Raw genomic sequence first — 17,860 nt, 5'->3', positions numbered from 1 at the left:
TATTTGTCACTAAGGTGTTGTATGTCTGGCGTTTTAAATTCGGTTGATCAGAGAACCAAACTAGTCGGTGAAAACCGTCTGGAACTCTTGTTATTCAGCTTAAATAGTCGTCAACTATTTGCGATTAACGTATTTAAAGTGAAAGAAGTCCTAAAAGTGCCAGTGTTAACTCGCCTGCCAGGTTCTCACCATCATATTACGGGTGTCGCTTCTTTACGTGGCGAATCGGTGCCTGTTATCGATTTGCGTAGCGCGATTGGTTTCCCACCATCTCGTGATGAGACTCAAGAAAATAACTTAATCATCACCGAATACAACCGAACCGTACAAGGCTTCTTGGTTGGACAAGTGCGTAACATCGTGAATACGACGTGGACTGAAATTCAGCCGCCACCAAAGACGACGGGTCGTGCAAACTACTTAACTGCTATCACCCACATTCAAGAAGAAGAGCAACATAAGATCGTTGAGATCATTGATGTTGAAAAGGTACTCGCTGAAATCATCGATTATGACGTTTCGATTTCTGACGGTGTTTTAGATGAGCAACTTGCCAATGAAATGGTTGGGCGTAGTGTGCTTATCGTTGATGACTCTTCAACCGCGCGCAATCAGATCAAAGGCACTTTATCGCAACTGGGTTTGAACATTATTGAATGTTGCGACGGCCTACAAGCGCTTAATCTGCTGAAGGGGTGGTGTGACGAAGGCAAAGACATCAATCAAGAAATACTGCTGATGATCACAGATGCCGAAATGCCTGAAATGGACGGTTATAAACTGACTCATGAAGTGCGTACTGACCCTCGAATGCATGACTTGTTTATCACGCTAAATACTTCATTAAGCGGAAGTTTTAATGAAGCCATGGTTGAGAAAGTAGGGTGTAATCGCTTTATTTCTAAATTCCAACCGGATCTCTTGGTTGAAGTCACTCAAGAGCGAATGCGCCAGATTTTATAATTAATGCAGCTGTACGGTTTGTTTTGAGTGACCTTATGGAAAGCGTTTGTTAATATTGACGGAGCATATTTTTCTTAACAAAATATGCTCAACTACTAGCGTAACTTTTCACTCACAATCTAAGGTAGTTCCTCTTAATGATATGGTTGACTTCAAAAGTCGTAATGACTTTGAGCTTATTACTATATAGGGAATTTAAGAAAAGACGTACGGAAGCTGAAGTTGAGTCATAACTCAACGATTTGAATTGAAGGGAGGCTGATGCCTCCCTTTTCCTTTTCTGGTGTTTATGAAAGGGTTATTTGAATCGCTAATGAAAATCTCGTGATTTGGTGTTCAAGCCAACAATTTCATCAGTTATATCGATAAGTTTCCCCGCAATCACATGCACGACTTCGCCTTCCTTCTCTAAGACTCCTTGTACCTTTAAAGCCTTCGCTGTCAGATAAGCTTGCTGCTGTGCGCGTGCAGTGGCTCCCCATACCACAACGTTAATATTGCCTGTGTTATCTTCTAATGTGACAAAGGTGACACCGGCTGCGGTACCGGGTGATTGCTTGCCAGTGACCAGTCCAACAACCGTGACCATGGATTTGTGTCTTTGTTGTTTTAAGTCTTTCATATGGGTGAACCGACCAAGTCGGTTAGCTTCTTCTAGCAAGGTGATAGGGTGCTTGTTTAACGATACGCCAACGCTGGTGAAATCCTCCAATAGATCCTGCATCTCATTTGGCTGATGCAAGGCGTGCTCTACCTTGTCATAAGCCTGACGAAATAGAGGTAGGTCAGAAGCGGAGTCCATGAGTGCCCAACGCGTTTGGAAACGATCACCTGAAACATTGTGCAGCGCATTAGCCGAGGCGAGCAGTTCGATGTCTTTTTTATTGATCGATAGTTGTTTTACCTGACTAGGATGGTGATACCCTGAATGTGGGCGATTGGCGAGCACGCTTTGAATTCCATACTCGCTGAATCCTTTGATTTGTCGTAACCCTAAGCGAATAGCCAAACCATTTTGATGAGCGACGACAGTATGGTTGTCTTGTGAGGCATTCACACATACCGGAAGAACCACCACATTGTGTCGCTGCGCATCTTGTACCAACTGTGATGGGCTATAAAACCCCATAGGTTGGCTATTGAGCAAGGAAGCGTAGAAGCATTCTGGGTAGTAGCATTTCAACCAAGCTGAGCAATAGGCTAAAACGGCAAACGAGGCGGAATGGCTTTCTGGAAAACCGTATTCACCAAAGCCGCATATCTGTTTAAAGATCTGTTCGGCAAACTCTGTCTCATAACCTCGTTTTTGCATGCCTTCGATGAGCTTGTTTTTAAACTTAAAGACGTTGCCATTCTTTTTCCAAGCCGCCATGGCGCGTCTTAGCTGATCCGCTTCACCACCTGTGAACCCAGCGGCAACCATCGCGAGTTTAATCACTTGCTCTTGGAAGATTGGAACACCTAAGGTGCGCGACAGTACCGACTCCACATCTTTAGATGGATAACTGATTGGCTCAATACCATCTCGGCGTTTTAGAAACGGATGCACCATATCGCCCTGAATAGGCCCAGGACGTACGATAGCGATTTGAATCACCAAGTCGTAATAAGTCTTCGGTTTAAGCCTTGGCAGCATGCTCATTTGCGCGCGTGACTCTATTTGGAAGATCCCGACGGTGTCTGCTCGCTGTATCATGCCGTAAACCTGAGGATCGTCCTTGAGGCGAGTGATTTCTGCGATGGTGAGTGATCGCCCGTGAATGCGTTTGATCAGATCGAAGCACTTACGAATCGCAGAAAGCATACCAAGCGCGAGTACATCGACTTTAAGCAGCCCTAAGGTTTCCAGATCATCTTTATCCCATTGAATAATCGTTCGATCGTGCATAGCCGCATTCTCGACGGGAACCAGTTCATACAAAGGGCCAGAAGAGATCACAAAGCCACCAACGTGCTGAGATAAGTGACGTGGAAAGCCAATGATTTCATTAACCAAATGGATAAACTGTTGGCCTTTTAAAGAGTCAGGTTGCAGTCCCAATTGAGTTAATTGTGCTTGCCAACCTAAGCTTTTGTCTCTGCGGTTGGTGTTCTTAATGAAGTAATCAAGCTGAGTTTCTTGTAGCCCTAAAGCTTTGCCAACATCCCTTACTGCACTTTTGAAGCGGTATGAAATGACAGTTGCGGCAAGTGCTGCGCGTTCTCTACCGTATTTTTTATAGATGTATTGGATGACTTCTTCACGGCGTTCGTGCTCAAAATCGACATCAATATCGGGCGGCTCATCGCGCTCTTTACTGATGAAGCGTTCAAATAGCACTGAGATCTGTCTTGGATCGACAGAGGTAATCTCTAGGCAGTAACAGACCACGGAATTGGCCGCTGAACCTCGACCTTGGTAAAGAATCCCTTGGCTTTTGGCAAACATGACGATGTCGTGGATGGTGAGAAAAAAGAAAGGGTAGTCAAGTTCGTCAATTAGCCTCAATTCTTTCTCTATGATTTGTTGAATGTCGTTAGGCACGCCTTGCGGGAAGCGAACTCGTTTTCCTTTCTCGACTAACATGCGTAGATAACTCATGGGTGTCTCACCTTGAGGAATCAGCTCGCTTGGGTATTCGTAGCGCAAGCTGTCTAAATCAAATTCGCATAGTCCAGAGATTCGGTTGCTTTCTTCTAGCCATTCAGCTTTGAATATATGAGAGATCTTATTGATGCTGCGTAAACAGCGCTCGGCATTGGCGAGTAAGTGACTGCCCACTTCAGTAATGGGACGTTGGTACTTGATCGCAGTGAGTGAATGCTGCAAGGGTAAGCGATTAGCGTTGTGCATCAGCACACCACCACAGGCCGTAATAGGAAGTTGGTGATGTTGTGACAGCTCAACACAGTAATCCGTGTATTGCTGGTCGGTTTGTTTTAGGTGTCGTTGTAAGCCAATCCACAATCGACCAGAATGGTGTTGAGAAAGCCACTGACCCCAATGTGCGTCTTCATTTTTCTGTTGAGGAAGCCAAAGAATGAAGCAGTGTTTAGCCGACATGATATCCCACTCAGAGAGTTGATAATGTCCTTTGCTACTACGACGTCTCGCATTGGTAATAATACGACACAGCTCGGCGTAGGCTTTTCTATTCGGACATAACAAGACAATTTGGCACTCTTCATTTAACCAAAACATGCTCCCGACAATTTGCTTGAGCGACAGTTTATGTTGCTTGATCGCAGAGTGAACCTTAACGATGCCTGCCACCGAGCACTCGTCAGTAACAGCTAGTGCTTTGTAGCGTAAAAAGTCGGCCTGTAAAACAAGCTCTTCCGCATGCGAAGCTCCCTCTAGAAAGGAATAATTACTTTGGCAGAAGAGCTCTGAGTATTGCTGAGACATAACGTAATCTCACTTAACCATTGCGAGTGAACATGATTGAAAAGGGGCGTTTAAATGAAGCAAGTGGCAAGAACGACTTACTAAACTGACTAGCTGAACAAACCGTGCAAGAACCACTGTTTATCCGGCGTTCTGAATACCCATAGCCATCGACCGTTTTCACTGTGAGCAATAAAATAGTCACGAATGATTTTCTCGCCATCCCACCATCCAGAAACAATGCGCTCAGGGCCTTGAGATAAAGTGACGCTCTCGGTTAAGGCTTCGGGAACGGGCAGTAGAATACTCGGTCTGAGTCGCTGTTGGCTGACGCTGGGAGTTGTCGCAGTTTGTTGCGTGACCTCTTGGGAAATTTGTCCCTTTTTTACCGTATATCCCAGTGTCGGCAGTGAATATTTGTTGGCTTTTTCTGGCCTAGGATCGTGCAGTATTTTGGGAGTCTGAATACAAGCTTGCCCAAGCTTTGCTTGAAGCAGCGAGAGCAAATCTAGCGCAGCAAGCGTTCCGGTATTGCCATCGAAAAGATCATGGTAGGCAACTTGCGGTTCTCCATGACGAATCAAAGAGAGAGTCAGCCCCTGTACGGGTGCCGTTATCTTCAGTGACTCTAAGGTTAGATGCGTTAGGTTCGCCCATTTGACTGCAAGGTAATCGCCCTGTGCTGAATAAAAAGAGACATGATGGTCGTCTTTATCCCTTAGGTGCAAAGTCAGCGTTAACTCGAAAGCCACTCGGTCACGTAACCTCAAAAAACACTCGAGCTGATTCAACAATTTCAGCAAAGGTTTTTCGATGAACAGGATGTTTTCAATATCAAACAGCAGCTCCAAATATTGTTGGAAACTCTCTGGTGGGTGATAGAAATCAATCGGGTGCTTGAACTGCCCATTAAGACGACCAACATAGTTCACCAAGTCGATATCAAAGCGGCGCGCGACATCTTGCAAAGGCAGTTTTAATAAGTCTTCAACGACATTGATACCAACACGATTCAGGCGCTCAACTTGTTTAGCAGGAAGTTCGCTTGAACTCAGTGCTTGTTGGTTAACCCAAGCTTTCATCTGCTCAACATTGTTCGTCGCTTGGTTGATGGATTGTTTGCCTAAAAGGATTGCAGAAAGCGGCGAATAACCTGTAGCAAAGCTGAACTGGATGTTGAGCGTTTCTAAATGGTTTTTGAGTTCATGCCAGTAGTTATCTAGCCCATCGTAAAGCGACAGCATGTTAGAGGCCTTAATCAATAATCCATTTGGCGGCAGTAACGCCATGTCGGATGTGACCAGATAGGCCCATTGAGCAATCTCTTTAAGCTTACTTTTTTCTAGCTCAATACTGTAAGGGTGGACGTGTAAGTTATGGCAAAGCGCGGCCGCAGACCCTAGCCCCATGCCGAGTGTGATACCCGATTGCAACGCGGCTTGGTTAGCTTGCAGTGCACGATGATCTTTCTCATCGACGATGATAAGAGGCTGATTGTGTGATTCTTCGTTCGAACCTAATTCATTAGAGTTAAACAAGGTGTCCAATTGTAGGGATGAGAAATGCAGATACAGCCACAGCATACGTTAGCCTTGCTTCGCAATAGGGAAAGCCAGCACCGTGTTACCAGACAACGCCTGATTTGAGCTGTTTTCATCGATGACTTTTTCTGTGAGTAACGGCCAGTTCTGGCTCATGTCCAGAATAAAACTGCCATACGACCAGCTGCCTTTTCTTTTCGTGACTTCAACCTTTAACCCTTGGGCGTGAGAAGACAGTTTCATGCTTAAGGAAACGGGCAGGGATAACTGATTATGGCTGGTGGCTTTAAAATGAAATTGTAGACACTTGCCCGTTTCGCTTGCCGCTTGTAGGCGCTTGGTTTGGTGAATTTCTAAATTGGCACCCCATAGCAAGACAGAATGACAGGCACCACTCTTGAGGCACTGCTCTGCGGCCCATAATGCATCGAGATCACGCTGAGGTTGGATGACTAGGATGTTCTCTAGTGGAATGTTTTGGCCGTTGAAAAACTCGGCACAGATCTTCCCTGGTGGGTTAATGAATATGGCCAGTTTTTGCGAGTTTTGTTGAGCTAAATAGGGCGTAAGTAGGCGAAGCTCGCCGATCCCTTGTTGTGATTCAACCTCAATAACGCCGTGCGTCGGGAAGCCGCCATCAAGCTGTTTATCCAATTGAGGATAGCCTGTCGAAGTGGTACTTCCTTGCGTTGTTGATTGTAATCCTTTCCAGATTAACTGGCGGTCTTGTAAGTTTTTTATTAGTTCATGCATAATTAAATACCTGTATATTTATACAGTATATTTAACAATGAAAAAGATGCAAAGAGAAATGATGAAAATCAGGTGAACTAACTATTAGATGGTTGATTTAGATACAAAAAAAGCCGCTATTAAAGCGACTTCTTGTTATTGCTCATAATATCAGCTACTTAGGTTGAGCATCGATACATTGGCCATTAATGTCTGTCACACTTGGGTTCATTAAGTGTAGATACAGTGGGATGATGTCGAGTGGCGTTTTTAACTTGTTCGCATCTTCACCTGGGTACGCTTTTGCACGCATGCGTGTTTGAGTACCGCCTGGGTTAATCGCATTAACACGGATATCGGTACCTTCAAGCTCATCGGCTAAGATCTGCATCATGCCTTCTGTAGCAAACTTTGAAATCGCGTAAGTGCCCCAGAACGCGCGGCCAGAGTGACCAACCGTTGAAGAGGTAAAGACAATACGACCCGCTTCCGCTTTCTTAATGACAGGCAGTAACGCTTGAGTCATTAGAAATTCAGCTTTAACGTTGATTTGCATGACGCCATCAAACGTTTCTTCATCGATTTGATCGAATGGACTTAACGTGCCAAGCACACCTGCGTTATGCAGTAGACCATCTAAACGACCGAACTGTGATTCAATGGTTTCAGCCATGTCGATGTAGTTCTGTTTTGTCGCGCCTTTTAAATCCAATGGGATAATCGCAGGCTGTGGGTAACCAGCACTTTCGATTTCGTCGTAAATCAATTCAAGGTTTTTGACATTGCGGCCTAACAGAATAACAGTTGCACCATGTTGAGCGAAACTTAGCGCGGCTTGGCGACCAATGCCAGCACCGGCACCTGTAACCAAAATTACTTTATCTTTGAGGGCATCTGTAGAGATTGGGTAATCCACTGTGCTTATCCTTCTTTCTTTTATTATGTTCGTCATTCCATTGATGTTTAATCACACAGATAACCGCAGGAATGATGAGAAATTCTTGGTAATCGTGACAAGATGGTTACAATACACTAATTCATACAATAGGGGATATGACATTGGAATTTTTGTTGGACTACGGCTTGTTTTTAGCCAAGATTGCGACCGTTGTAATCGCCATCATTGCAATTTTAGTTATAGCTAAATCTGTGGGTGGAAAATCAAGCGCAATTAAAGGTGAGCTGGAAATCACGAACCTATCTGAGCACCACAAACAAACGATTGAACAACTAGAGCACCATTTGCATGATGATGCTTTCATCAAAGCACGTGATAAAGCAGAAAAGAAAGCGGAAAAAGAAAAAGTAAAATCACGTGGCAAAGAAGTGAAGAAAGCTGCGAAAGAGGGTGAGCTTGATAGCAAGCGTGAACCACACCTATTCGTTCTTGATTTTAATGGCAGCATTGATGCGAAAGAAGTGGCTTCATTACGTGAAGAGGTGACGGCGGTTCTGGCTGTTGCTCGCGAAGGTGATGAAGTCTTGCTTAAACTGGAATCTGGCGGTGGCATGGTTCACGGCTATGGTTTGGCGTCTTCTCAACTTGATCGTATCAAAGCGGCAGGCCTACCTCTGACTATCTCGGTAGACAAAGTAGCAGCAAGTGGCGGTTATATGATGGCATGTATCGCAGACAAAATCGTATCTGCACCTTTTGCTATTGTTGGTTCTATTGGTGTTATCGCTCAATTACCAAACTTCAACAAACTGCTTAAAAAGCACGATATTGAATTCGAACAGCTAACGGCAGGTGAGTACAAACGCACGCTTACTATGTTTGGTGAGAACAGTGATAAAGCACGCGAGAAGTTTAAAGAAGAGCTAGAGGAAACTCATGGTTTGTTTAAGGACTTCATTCGTGACCATCGACCTGCGCTAGATCTTGAAAAAGTAGCAACGGGTGAGCACTGGTTTGGTACACAAGCGCATGAACTTGGGCTGGTGGATGAGATTAGCACTTCTGATGATTTAGTCGTAGCGGCATGTAAGGACAAGACGGTTCTAGCGATTCACTACGTACAAAAGAAAAAACTGTCAGATAAGCTAGCAGGCGTTGCAGGTAAATCTGCAGACAGCGTGTTGATGAAGCTGATTGAACGCGGTCAAAAGCCGATTGTTTAAGCTTATTTAGTTTTGCCTCTAATATCTAGTTCTAGGTTTAGTACCTGTTGAAGATGTTTGAGCCTTAAAAAAGAAAGCGCATAAGTCATCAGACTTATGCGCTTTTTTATTGCTCCACTTCCGAGCGGGTTTAACCACTATGTTGTAGGGGGAGCGGAGTCTTATACCAATCACTGACTTATTGTGATTAGCATTAAATCTTGGCTCCATAATCATTTCGTTTCGGACAGGTGGTCAATATTTCTCTATGACCTGTGTCTTTGAGCTCTTCCAAAATTACATCAAAGCCCCATAAGCGATAAAGGTGTTTTAATACTTCATCGTAGCCTTTATCTAGCGGGATTCGGTCATGAGGCACATATTGCAGTGTCATTGAGCGATCACCACGAACATCGACATTAAACACCTGAATATTCGGCTCAAGGTTGCTTAGATTGTACTGCGCCGCGAGCTTTTCTCTAATCAGGCGATAACCAGGATCATCGTGAATCGCACTGACTTCAATGGTGTTTTTACGGTCGTCGTCGAGTACTGAGAACAGCTTAAAGTCACGAATGATCTTTGGAGAAAGGTATTGGCTGATGAAGCTTTCATCTTTGAAGTTGTGCATCGCAAAGTGCACCGCTTCTAACCAATCACTTCCGGCTAATTCAGGGAACCACTCTTTATCTTCATCGGTGGGCTCTTCGCAGATGCGTCGGATGTCTCTAAACATCGCAAAGCCAAGTGCATAAGGATTTATCCCACTGAAATAAGGGCTGTTGTAGGCGGGTTGAGCAACCACACTGGTGTGACTGTGTAGGAACTCTAAGATGAACTTATCACTCACCAAGCCTTCGTCGTAAAGGTGGTTAAGAATGGTGTAATGCCAGAAGGTTGCCCAACCCTCATTCATTACTTGAGTTTGTTTCTGAGGATAGAAGTATTGGCTTACCTTGCGAACAATACGAACACACTCACGTTGCCAAGGTTCAAGCAGTGGGGCGTTCTTCTCAATAAAGTACAGAATGTTTTCTTGAGGCTCACTAGGGAAACGTATCTTGGTTTCTTCTTCCTTACTTTTGTTCTGAGGAACCGTTCTCCAAAGTTCGTTCACTTGAGATTGCAGATACGCTTCACGCTCTTCTTGTCTTGCGGTTTCTTCTGCAATGGAAATCTTTTCAGGGCGTTTGTATCTGTCTACACCGTAGTTCATGAGAGCATGACAAGAATCGAGAAGTTTCTCGACTTCAGCTACACCGTATTTTTCTTCGCAATCAGTAATGTATTTTTTCGCGAACAATAGATAGTCGATAATCGAGCTTGCATCAGTCCAGGTTTGGAACAGGTAATTACCCTTAAAGAACGAGTTATGGCCGTAACAAGCGTGCGCCATTACCAACGCTTGCATCGTGACCGTGTTCTCTTCCATTAAGTAAGCGATACACGGATCGGAGTTGATCACGATTTCGTACGCTAAGCCCATTTGGCCGTGTTTGTAGTTTTGCTCGGTTTGGATGAATTTCTTACCAAAAGACCAGTGGTTGTAATTGATGGGCATACCAATACTGGAGTAAGCATCCATCATCTGCTCAGAGGTGATCACTTCAATCTGGTTCGGGTAAGTGTCTAAACGGTAATGCTGCGCCACACGCTTAATTTCTACGTGATATTGCTCTAAGAGGTTGAACGTCCAATCTGGACCGTCAGGCAGCATCTTGTCGTTTCTCTTCTGTGTCGCTTTGTCTTTTTCTGCAACGTTTGATTTCGCTGTCATGGCAAGCCCCCTTACGCTGTCTCTTTCTGGAACAGTTCTCTAAACACAGGAAAAATATCATCCACCGTTTTAATGTTCTTCATGGCGAAGTTATCGAAGCTCGCTTCTAGCTTCTCGTACTCGTGCCAAAGCGTTTGGTGTGAACGGCGCGTAATCTCGATGTAAGAATAATATTGGCAAGTCGGCAATAGTGTATTGACCAGTAATTCTTTACAGCGAGGCGAGTCATCAGCCCAGTTATCTCCATCAGAAGCTTGTGCTGCGTAGATATTCCACTCATTAGCAGGATAACGATCTGCGACAATTTCTTTCATTAGTTTCAGCGCACTAGAAACGATGGTGCCACCCGTCTCTTGCGAGTAGAAGAACTCATGTTCGTCGACTTCTTTAGCCTGAGTATGGTGACGAATAAACACCACATCGACATTTTCATAAGTGCGATTCAAGAACAGGTAGAGCAACACATAAAAGCGCTTAGCGATGTCCTTGGTGGCTTGATCCATTGACCCAGACACGTCCATTAGACAAAACATTACCGCTTGGCTGGATGGAATAGGGCGCTTCTCGTAATTTTTGTAACGTAAATCGAAGGTATCAATGAATGGCACGCTCTCAATGCGTTTACGCAGTTCGGCGATCTCTTCTTTTAGACGTGTTTCTTCAAAGGGTTGTGCAGGCTCAGTCATTTTAACTTGGTCGAGCTGCTCCATTAGAGTATTTAATTCACGCTTTCTGCCCGCCGTCATAGCCGTTCTTCGAGCGAGAGATTGTTGTAGAGAGCGGACAATAGCGATGTTGGATGGAATCCCCGCACTTTGGTAACCGGAGCGGTGTATCTTCCATTCAGTAATTTTGTTGACCTGATTTTTCTCGAGATTAGGGAGTGCCAAATCCTCAAAGAGAATGTCTAGGTACTCATCCTTTGATATTTGGAAGGTAAATTCGTCTTGGCCTTCGCCATCAGGGCTTGCATCACCTTGACCTGAACCGCCACCTTGACCTCCACCTTTAGGGCGTTCGATCTTGTCACCCGTGATGAACTGGTCATTACCTGGATGAACACGTTCTCTTACGCCGCCTTGGCCTTGATGAAAGCTAGGCTCTTTGATGTCTTTATGAGGAATAGTAACGTCTTCACCCGTTTCAGTATTGGTGATTGAGCGTCGGTTAACTGCATCGGCCACAGATTCTTTGATTTGCTCTTTATGGCGTCTTAAGAAGCGCTGTCTATTTACAGCACTCTTATTTTTGCCATTGAGCCTCCGATCGATAAATTGTGCCATAAGAACTCCCTCTCAGCTGATGTCGCGATCCTACTTTTTATAGGTTGTAAGAGTTATTGGTTTGTACGAGCTGCTCACTTGAACAGCTCAGTACAGTTTGGTTATGAGGATTTACGAACTCTTAGGTACCACTCGGATAGCAGTCTCACTTGTTTCTCGGTGTAGCCTTTTTCCATCATACGAGCAACGAAGTCGTCGTGTTTTTTCTGATCATCCGTTGAGGTCTTAGCATTGAACGAAATAACAGGAAGTAGCTCTTCTGTGTTAGAGAACATTTTCTTCTCAATTACAGTGCGCAGTTTCTCGTAGCTCGTCCAAACCGGGTTTTGACCGTTATTGTTGGCTTTGGCACGAAGCACAAAGTTCACAATCTCATTTCGGAAGTCTTTAGGGTTACTGATACCGGCTGTTTTCTCGATTTTCTCTAGTTCACCATTCAGAGAAGCACGGTCAAATAGCTGTCCTGTTTCTGGATCACGGTACTCTTGGTCTTGAATCCAGAAGTCAGCGTAGGTGACGTAACGGTCGAAGATATTCTGTCCGTACTCAGAGTAAGACTCTAGGTAAGCGGTCTGAATTTCTTTACCAATGAATTCTACGTAACGCGGTACTAGGTATCCTTTCAAGAACTCAAGATACTTCTCAGCGGTTTCTTGAGGGAACTGCTCACGTTCGATCTGTTGTTCAATAACGTAGAACAAGTGAACCGGGTTTGCCGCCACTTCGGCTTGGTCGAAGTTGAACACGCGAGACAGAATCTTAAAGGCGAAACGCGTTGATAGCCCAGACATGCCTTCGTCAACGCCAGCATAATCTCGGTATTCTTGGTAACTCTTCGCTTTTGGATCGGTGTCTTTTAGAGTCTCACCATCGTAAACACGCATTTTTGAGAACAGAGAAGAGTTTTCAGGCTCTTTCAGTCTCGAAAGGATGCTGAATTGCGATAGCAGAGCGAGTGTACTTGGTGAACATGGTGCATTTGAGAGTTCACTGTGCTCAAGCAATTTCTGGTAGATCTTCACTTCTTCAGAGACGCGTAGACAGTAAGGGACTTTTACAATGTACACACGGTCAAGGAAGGCTTCGTTGTTCTTGTTATTACGGAATGTTTGCCACTCTGACTCATTCGAGTGAGCCAAAATCATGCCATCAAACGGCAGAGCGGAAAGCCCTTCGGTACCGTTGAAGTTACCTTCTTGTGTTGCTGTAAGTAGAGGGTGCAATACCTTGATTGGTGCCTTGAACATCTCCACAAATTCCATCACACCTTGGTTGGCTTTACACAGCGCACCAGAGTAGCTGTAGGCATCCGGATCATCTTGAGAGAAGTGCTCAAGCTTACGAATATCGACTTTACCTACAAGTGAAGAGATATCTTGGTTGTTTTCATCACCCGGTTCTGTCTTCGCGATCGCAACTTGGTCGAGAATCGAAGGACGGAGCTTGATGACTTTGAATTTAGAAATATCACCACCGAAATCATGGAGGCGTTTTGCCGCCCAAGGTGACATGATAGAGCGGATGTAGCGCTTCTCTATTCCGTACTCTTGTTTCAAAAGATCGCCATCTTCGTTTACGTCGAACAGACAGAAGGGGTGATCATTTACTGGGCTTCGCTCACCATCAGCAGACAGCACATAGATTGGCAGTTTTTGCATCAGTGCTTTTAGCTTTTCAGCAAGAGAAGATTTACCACCGCCCACAGGGCCGAGTAGATAAAGGATCTGTTTACGTTCTTCTAAACCTTGTGCAGCGTGTTTTAGGTAAGAAACAATCTGTTCAATCGCATCTTCCATGCCATAGAAATCTTTAAACTCGCTGTAACGCGATATGACACGGTTCGAGAAAATACGACTTAGATGGGGGTCTTGAGCGGTGTCTATAACCTCCGGTTCGCCGATGGCCAGTAGTAAGCGCTCAGCAGCGTTAGCGTAAGCACTTTTATCGTCTTTACACAGCCCTAAGAACTCTTGCAATGTGAGCTCTTCTTCCTTGGCTGCTTCATAACGTGATTGATAGTGGTCAAAAATACTCATAGTCACATTCCCCTTGTTAACCAGTCAAAACTGATGAGCGATTGAAAAATAGGCTCTCCCTACATTTTAAGATTAGACCCGCTTCCACAATTTTGCTTAACAATTATGTATTTATTTACAATTTTGCGTGTGAAAAACGTAGTGAGCGCAATAGGCAACTTGAGGCGTGTAGAATCCAATTATTTTACATTCGAGAGGATCTAGCCGTTTGTTTTGTGATTTTCGGTCGCTTAATAATACTCATATTGGATTTATGTGTATTAGATGTATAACTGAGCTCTATTGATTTGCAGGAATGAAGTACCATATAATGCGCGGCGTTATCAAAAATTGCTCAATAAATAGGTAGATGTAGTGAAGAATAATGGGTTTAAAATAGTGGCTATCAGTGCTGCGTTACTGGCTTCGACAGCAACACATGCAAAAATCTCACAGTGGTCACTGGGCGTCGCCGCTTCTTATTCTCCTGCTGTCTATAAAGATACACCGTCAAACCGTGCGGTGATCCCTATGATTGGTTATGAAGGTGAGCACTTTTTCATGCGTGGATTCAGTGCAGGTTATCGCTTACTTCCTGCTGGCTCACCACAGAATATTGTGTTTCGAGCGGTTTATGATTCTAGAACATTAAAGCCGGGTGATTCTGATAACGTTGATATTCAAAAATTAGATGAACGTAAAGCATCAGTGTTAGGTGGTATCAGTTACCAAGTGATCACCTTGGTAGGGATGTTTGAAGCGACAGCTGGCTCTGACTTAGGGTTTAGGCACAATGGCATCTATGCAGAAGCGGCGTGGCGTTTGCCGATTCGTCGCAATGGTTGGGCGATTACACCCTCTATTGGTTATGCCTATAACAGTGAACGTTTGAATAATCACCTGTATGGGGTGAGCTCAGCAGAAGCGGCGAGAACCAATTTAAATGAATTCGATGCAGACTGGGATGGTCAGTACTTTATTGGCTTAGGTGGTTATTTACACGTGACGCCAAATATCCGAGTAACCGGCGGTGTTCGTTATACCAACCTTGAAGGTGATATTGAGAACAGTCCAATACTTGAAAGTGGCATTAACATGGCTGCAAACGTCGGTGTTGCTTACGTCTTCTAATTACTTTGGTTTGTCTGTTTATACACGAACATTAAAAAAGGGTTACTCATGATGAGTAACCCTTTTTTTGAAACTGTGATAAGCCAACTTAAAGCTTATGACTTAACGTATTAAGCGCTAAAGATTTGAGATAGCTCTGTCGCACATAGGTGGTACTGACGAGGGCAGTTGCGCCATGTTGTTAGCATGCGGCGGTATTTCTCTAGCATTGGCATTTGGCTATTGAAGTGGTGATCTGCTTTGTCGAATTGAGGGTAAAGACCTTCAGAATCAACAAGGAAACGTACGTAATGTACGACTTGTGCTTCAGACGCGATATCAAAACCTAGGAACTGTAGGCGGCGTTGATCAACTTCAGCGCGCTCTTGTTCTGCTAGCATTTTGTTCGACTCTTGCATGGCATGGTACATCTCCATGATGTCGATAACTTCGCGACATTCTGCTTCAGTCAAACAACCAAATTCTTTGTTCAGTTCACGCATTTGAAGTTCGTAACCACGCTCTACAACCGTTTGTAGACGTTGGTATTTAGCTGAGTTCTCAGGGTCCATTTGAGACATTAGGTAGTATTGATTTGATAGAATTAGACGCTGAGCATTGGTCATTTCCATGGGAGGAGCCTCACTAAAAAACTAGATGTTGTATTCTTTTGTTGCAGTAAGAGTAACAGCATTCCTACGAGTGGAAACATGATCTCAACACGGATTTAATATGATTTTTTGAATTGATAAACAAAAGTTGTAAAGAAAAGTGAAAGGATTGTTTTGATACCAATCACAGTAAGTAAGTGATCATAAATAGCGCAGGAAAAAGGCTTAAGAACAAGGCAGAAATTTTCGATAAGTAGTTATTCTACAATCAAAATTTCTAACGCAGTTATTGAGCGTTTTAACCAGCTAGGGTGACCAGTTATTTACTACGATTGGTATAATCATAAAACAAAACGCCCCAATCGAAATTGAGGCGTTTAAAATAGAGGCTGAGCAGCGTCTTTATTCGAACTTTAGCAGTATTAGTATTTTACGTTTGAATGGTACTGACTAAGAACGGCAACAATCTCGTCCATTTTCTCTTTGCTTGGTGGGTTTGTACCTTCAAGCGGGTAGTCGTAACCCAGTGCTTCCCATTTATGAGCACCAAGTTTGTGGTATGGAAGCAGTTCTACTTTCTCGATGTTATCCATATCCTTGATGAATTCACCAAGAAGATGAGCATCTTCAGGCGTATCCGTGTAGCCAGGAACAATCACATAACGAATCCAAGTCTTCTTACCGATTTTGTGCAGGTAGCGTGCAAAATCCAGAGTACGTCTATTCGATACACCAATGAAATCGTGGTGAATCTCATCTCGCATGTGCTTAAGGTCAAGCATCACTAGATCAGAAGCGTCGAGTACTTCATCAATCACTTCTGTGTGCTTACGAATGTAGCCATTAGTATCAAGACAAGTGTGAATGCCTTCGGCTTGAGCTGCGCGGAAAAAGTCACGAACAAACTCAGGTTGTAGCATCGCTTCGCCACCAGAACAGGTAATACCACCACCAGAGGCTTTCATGAAATGACGGTATGATTTTGCTTCGTTGATGATCTCTTCGACCGTTACTTCCTTTCCGTCATGAAGATCCCATGTATCGCGATTATGGCAGTACATACAACGCATTAAGCAGCCTTGAAGAAACACGATGAAGCGGATACCAGGGCCATCGACGGTACCACAAGATTCGAATGAGTGAATGCGACCAGTTGTAGACATGAGCTATTCTCGTAGAGGAATTTATACCGTTTATTTTATTACAAAAACGGTACATAAAATAGGGTCAAATGGTAACGAGGTCTTTAAAAATAAAGGCAATCACCTGTGAAGATGATTGCCTTTGTTAAACTTGAAAAGTTAAGGACGAAAGCCCTTGCTGGTGGCTAGAAGAATGCAAACATGGTGATGCCACCAGTGGTGTACATTGATTCTTTCGCTTCTTCGTAATCAGGCGTTTTGGCCGTTAGCGCGAAAGAGGCACCAACGTATTGGTTATACCAAGCAAAACCCAGTACGGCTGTCGCTTGGATGTTCTCTAATGTTACGTCGTAGATAGCTGGATCTTGACTATTTTTATTGGCGTACTCGTCGACACCTGAACGATCACCTTCGATTGTTAGGTCGTTAAATCGGTAACGTCCTTCAAGGCCAGCATAGGTAAACCAACCCGTATTAGATGCGCCAATCATGCCAGCTTTAAATGGGTTTTCAGTGCTGATGTTAGCTGCACCAAAGTTGCCGCCTAAGTCAGTGCCCCAACGGAACATAAAGCCAGTCGAGATATCACTTCTAAAGTTACCCACATTGATCTCTGAAACGTTAGAGATCTCGTAGTCAGTATTCGCTAACGCTTGATTACGCATTAGGTTGAAATGGCTTAAGTAACCAACGCTCCCCGCCCACTCATCGTCAACTTGATATTCCCAACCCAGAGGCTCATCTGATTTAGTGATCGAGTGAACCAACTTTTGAGCATCTTCAGACAGCGCACGTTCGCCTGTTGTACCGAAGGTAATGTTAAAACGTTGGGCTTGTTGTGGGTTCAAACTGATGTAGTTGAATTCTGTATGTAGGTAACCTGCGTATGGGCGGTCATTAGCCGATGGCGTTTCTAACTCAATATCAGAAGGCGTATACATCTTGTGGCCAATGGTGATTTCCCATTTATCTAGAGAGCTTGCGCCCCAGTAGGAAAGACTCAATGGTTTCACCCAATTATATGGCGTAATACTTGACGATGTGTAACCCAGAAATAAGCCATTGGTATAGTCTTGGTCGACACCAAAAATACCATCATTATCTAAAGCGAAAGTTAGCGTAGAACGCTCAGATGCTAAAGATGAAAAAGAGAGAAGGATCAGGGGTAAACAACGCAGGTATTTCATGGAGCAGTTACTCTTAAATTATGAACCAAGAT

General features: G+C 44.1%; 13 protein-coding genes. 3 read left to right on the top strand and 10 right to left on the bottom strand.

Annotated features, from left to right (window positions below):
* Positions 1–21 precede the first annotated feature (21 nt).
* Positions 22–963, top strand: coding sequence for a chemotaxis protein CheV (locus tag AC3CKG_RS10980; RefSeq protein ID WP_017107271.1), 942 nt, complete (start codon positions 22–24; stop codon positions 961–963).
* 310 nt (positions 964–1,273) lie between these two features.
* On the opposite strand, the gene AC3CKG_RS10975 is transcribed toward AC3CKG_RS10980, so the two are convergent.
* The 4 genes from AC3CKG_RS10975 to AC3CKG_RS10960 all read right to left on the bottom strand — a co-directional run bounded on the left by AC3CKG_RS10975 (position 1,274) and on the right by AC3CKG_RS10960 (position 7,519).
* Positions 1,274–4,351: an error-prone DNA polymerase gene (locus AC3CKG_RS10975; protein WP_488528354.1), complete on the bottom strand. Its 3,078-nt coding sequence runs from the start codon at positions 4,349–4,351 to the stop codon at positions 1,274–1,276.
* 89 nt (positions 4,352–4,440) lie between these two features.
* A complete protein-coding gene (locus AC3CKG_RS10970) occupies positions 4,441–5,913 on the bottom strand; it encodes a Y-family DNA polymerase (protein WP_488528353.1) in 1,473 nt (490 codons plus the stop codon).
* Between the two features lie 3 nt (positions 5,914–5,916).
* Positions 5,917–6,624: a translesion DNA synthesis-associated protein ImuA gene (gene imuA, locus AC3CKG_RS10965; protein ID WP_488528352.1), complete on the bottom strand. Its 708-nt coding sequence runs from the start codon at positions 6,622–6,624 to the stop codon at positions 5,917–5,919.
* 154 nt (positions 6,625–6,778) lie between these two features.
* Positions 6,779–7,519, bottom strand: a complete 741-nt coding sequence (locus AC3CKG_RS10960; protein ID WP_029225624.1) for a YciK family oxidoreductase — start codon at positions 7,517–7,519, stop codon at positions 6,779–6,781.
* A gap of 143 nt (positions 7,520–7,662) precedes the next feature.
* On the opposite strand from AC3CKG_RS10960, the gene sohB reads away from it, so the two are divergent.
* Positions 7,663–8,724 (top strand): protease SohB, encoded by a 1,062-nt coding sequence (sohB, locus tag AC3CKG_RS10955; protein ID WP_009849001.1) that lies wholly within the window; start codon positions 7,663–7,665, stop codon positions 8,722–8,724.
* A 193-nt stretch (positions 8,725–8,917) separates the two neighbouring features.
* Here the strand turns inward: sohB and AC3CKG_RS10950 are convergent, their stop codons facing one another.
* The 3 genes from AC3CKG_RS10950 to AC3CKG_RS10940 form a co-directional block, all read right to left on the bottom strand.
* Positions 8,918–10,480 (bottom strand): SpoVR family protein, encoded by a 1,563-nt coding sequence (locus tag AC3CKG_RS10950; RefSeq protein ID WP_065103239.1) that lies wholly within the window; start codon positions 10,478–10,480, stop codon positions 8,918–8,920.
* A gap of 11 nt (positions 10,481–10,491) precedes the next feature.
* Positions 10,492–11,763, bottom strand: coding sequence for a YeaH/YhbH family protein (locus AC3CKG_RS10945; protein ID WP_017107264.1), 1,272 nt, complete (start codon positions 11,761–11,763; stop codon positions 10,492–10,494).
* A 101-nt stretch (positions 11,764–11,864) separates the two neighbouring features.
* The gene (locus AC3CKG_RS10940; RefSeq protein ID WP_029223565.1) at positions 11,865–13,799 is read right to left on the bottom strand and encodes a PrkA family serine protein kinase; all 1,935 of its coding nucleotides are present in this window, start codon (positions 13,797–13,799) and stop codon (positions 11,865–11,867) included.
* A gap of 354 nt (positions 13,800–14,153) precedes the next feature.
* Here AC3CKG_RS10940 and AC3CKG_RS10935 point away from each other — a divergent pair, with 354 nt between their 5' ends.
* Entirely contained in the window at positions 14,154–14,909 is a 756-nt protein-coding gene (locus AC3CKG_RS10935; protein ID WP_017111073.1) for a MipA/OmpV family protein, read from the top strand.
* A 110-nt stretch (positions 14,910–15,019) separates the two neighbouring features.
* On the opposite strand, the gene AC3CKG_RS10930 is transcribed toward AC3CKG_RS10935, so the two are convergent.
* The 3 genes from AC3CKG_RS10930 to AC3CKG_RS10920 form a co-directional block, all read right to left on the bottom strand.
* Entirely contained in the window at positions 15,020–15,520 is a 501-nt protein-coding gene (locus AC3CKG_RS10930) for a YfbU family protein (RefSeq protein ID WP_065111031.1), read from the bottom strand.
* 401 nt (positions 15,521–15,921) lie between these two features.
* The gene (gene pflA, locus AC3CKG_RS10925) at positions 15,922–16,662 is read right to left on the bottom strand and encodes a pyruvate formate lyase 1-activating protein (protein ID WP_102343852.1); all 741 of its coding nucleotides are present in this window, start codon (positions 16,660–16,662) and stop codon (positions 15,922–15,924) included.
* Between the two features lie 164 nt (positions 16,663–16,826).
* Positions 16,827–17,828, bottom strand: a complete 1,002-nt coding sequence (locus tag AC3CKG_RS10920; RefSeq protein WP_488528351.1) for a lipid A deacylase LpxR family protein — start codon at positions 17,826–17,828, stop codon at positions 16,827–16,829.
* Positions 17,829–17,860: the final 32 nt, after the last annotated feature.

This window comes from Vibrio sp. QJM3NY_15, from assembly GCF_057785995.1.
Note: the sequence above shows the minus strand (reverse complement) of the source record. Positions and strands in the feature narration are given on the sequence as shown.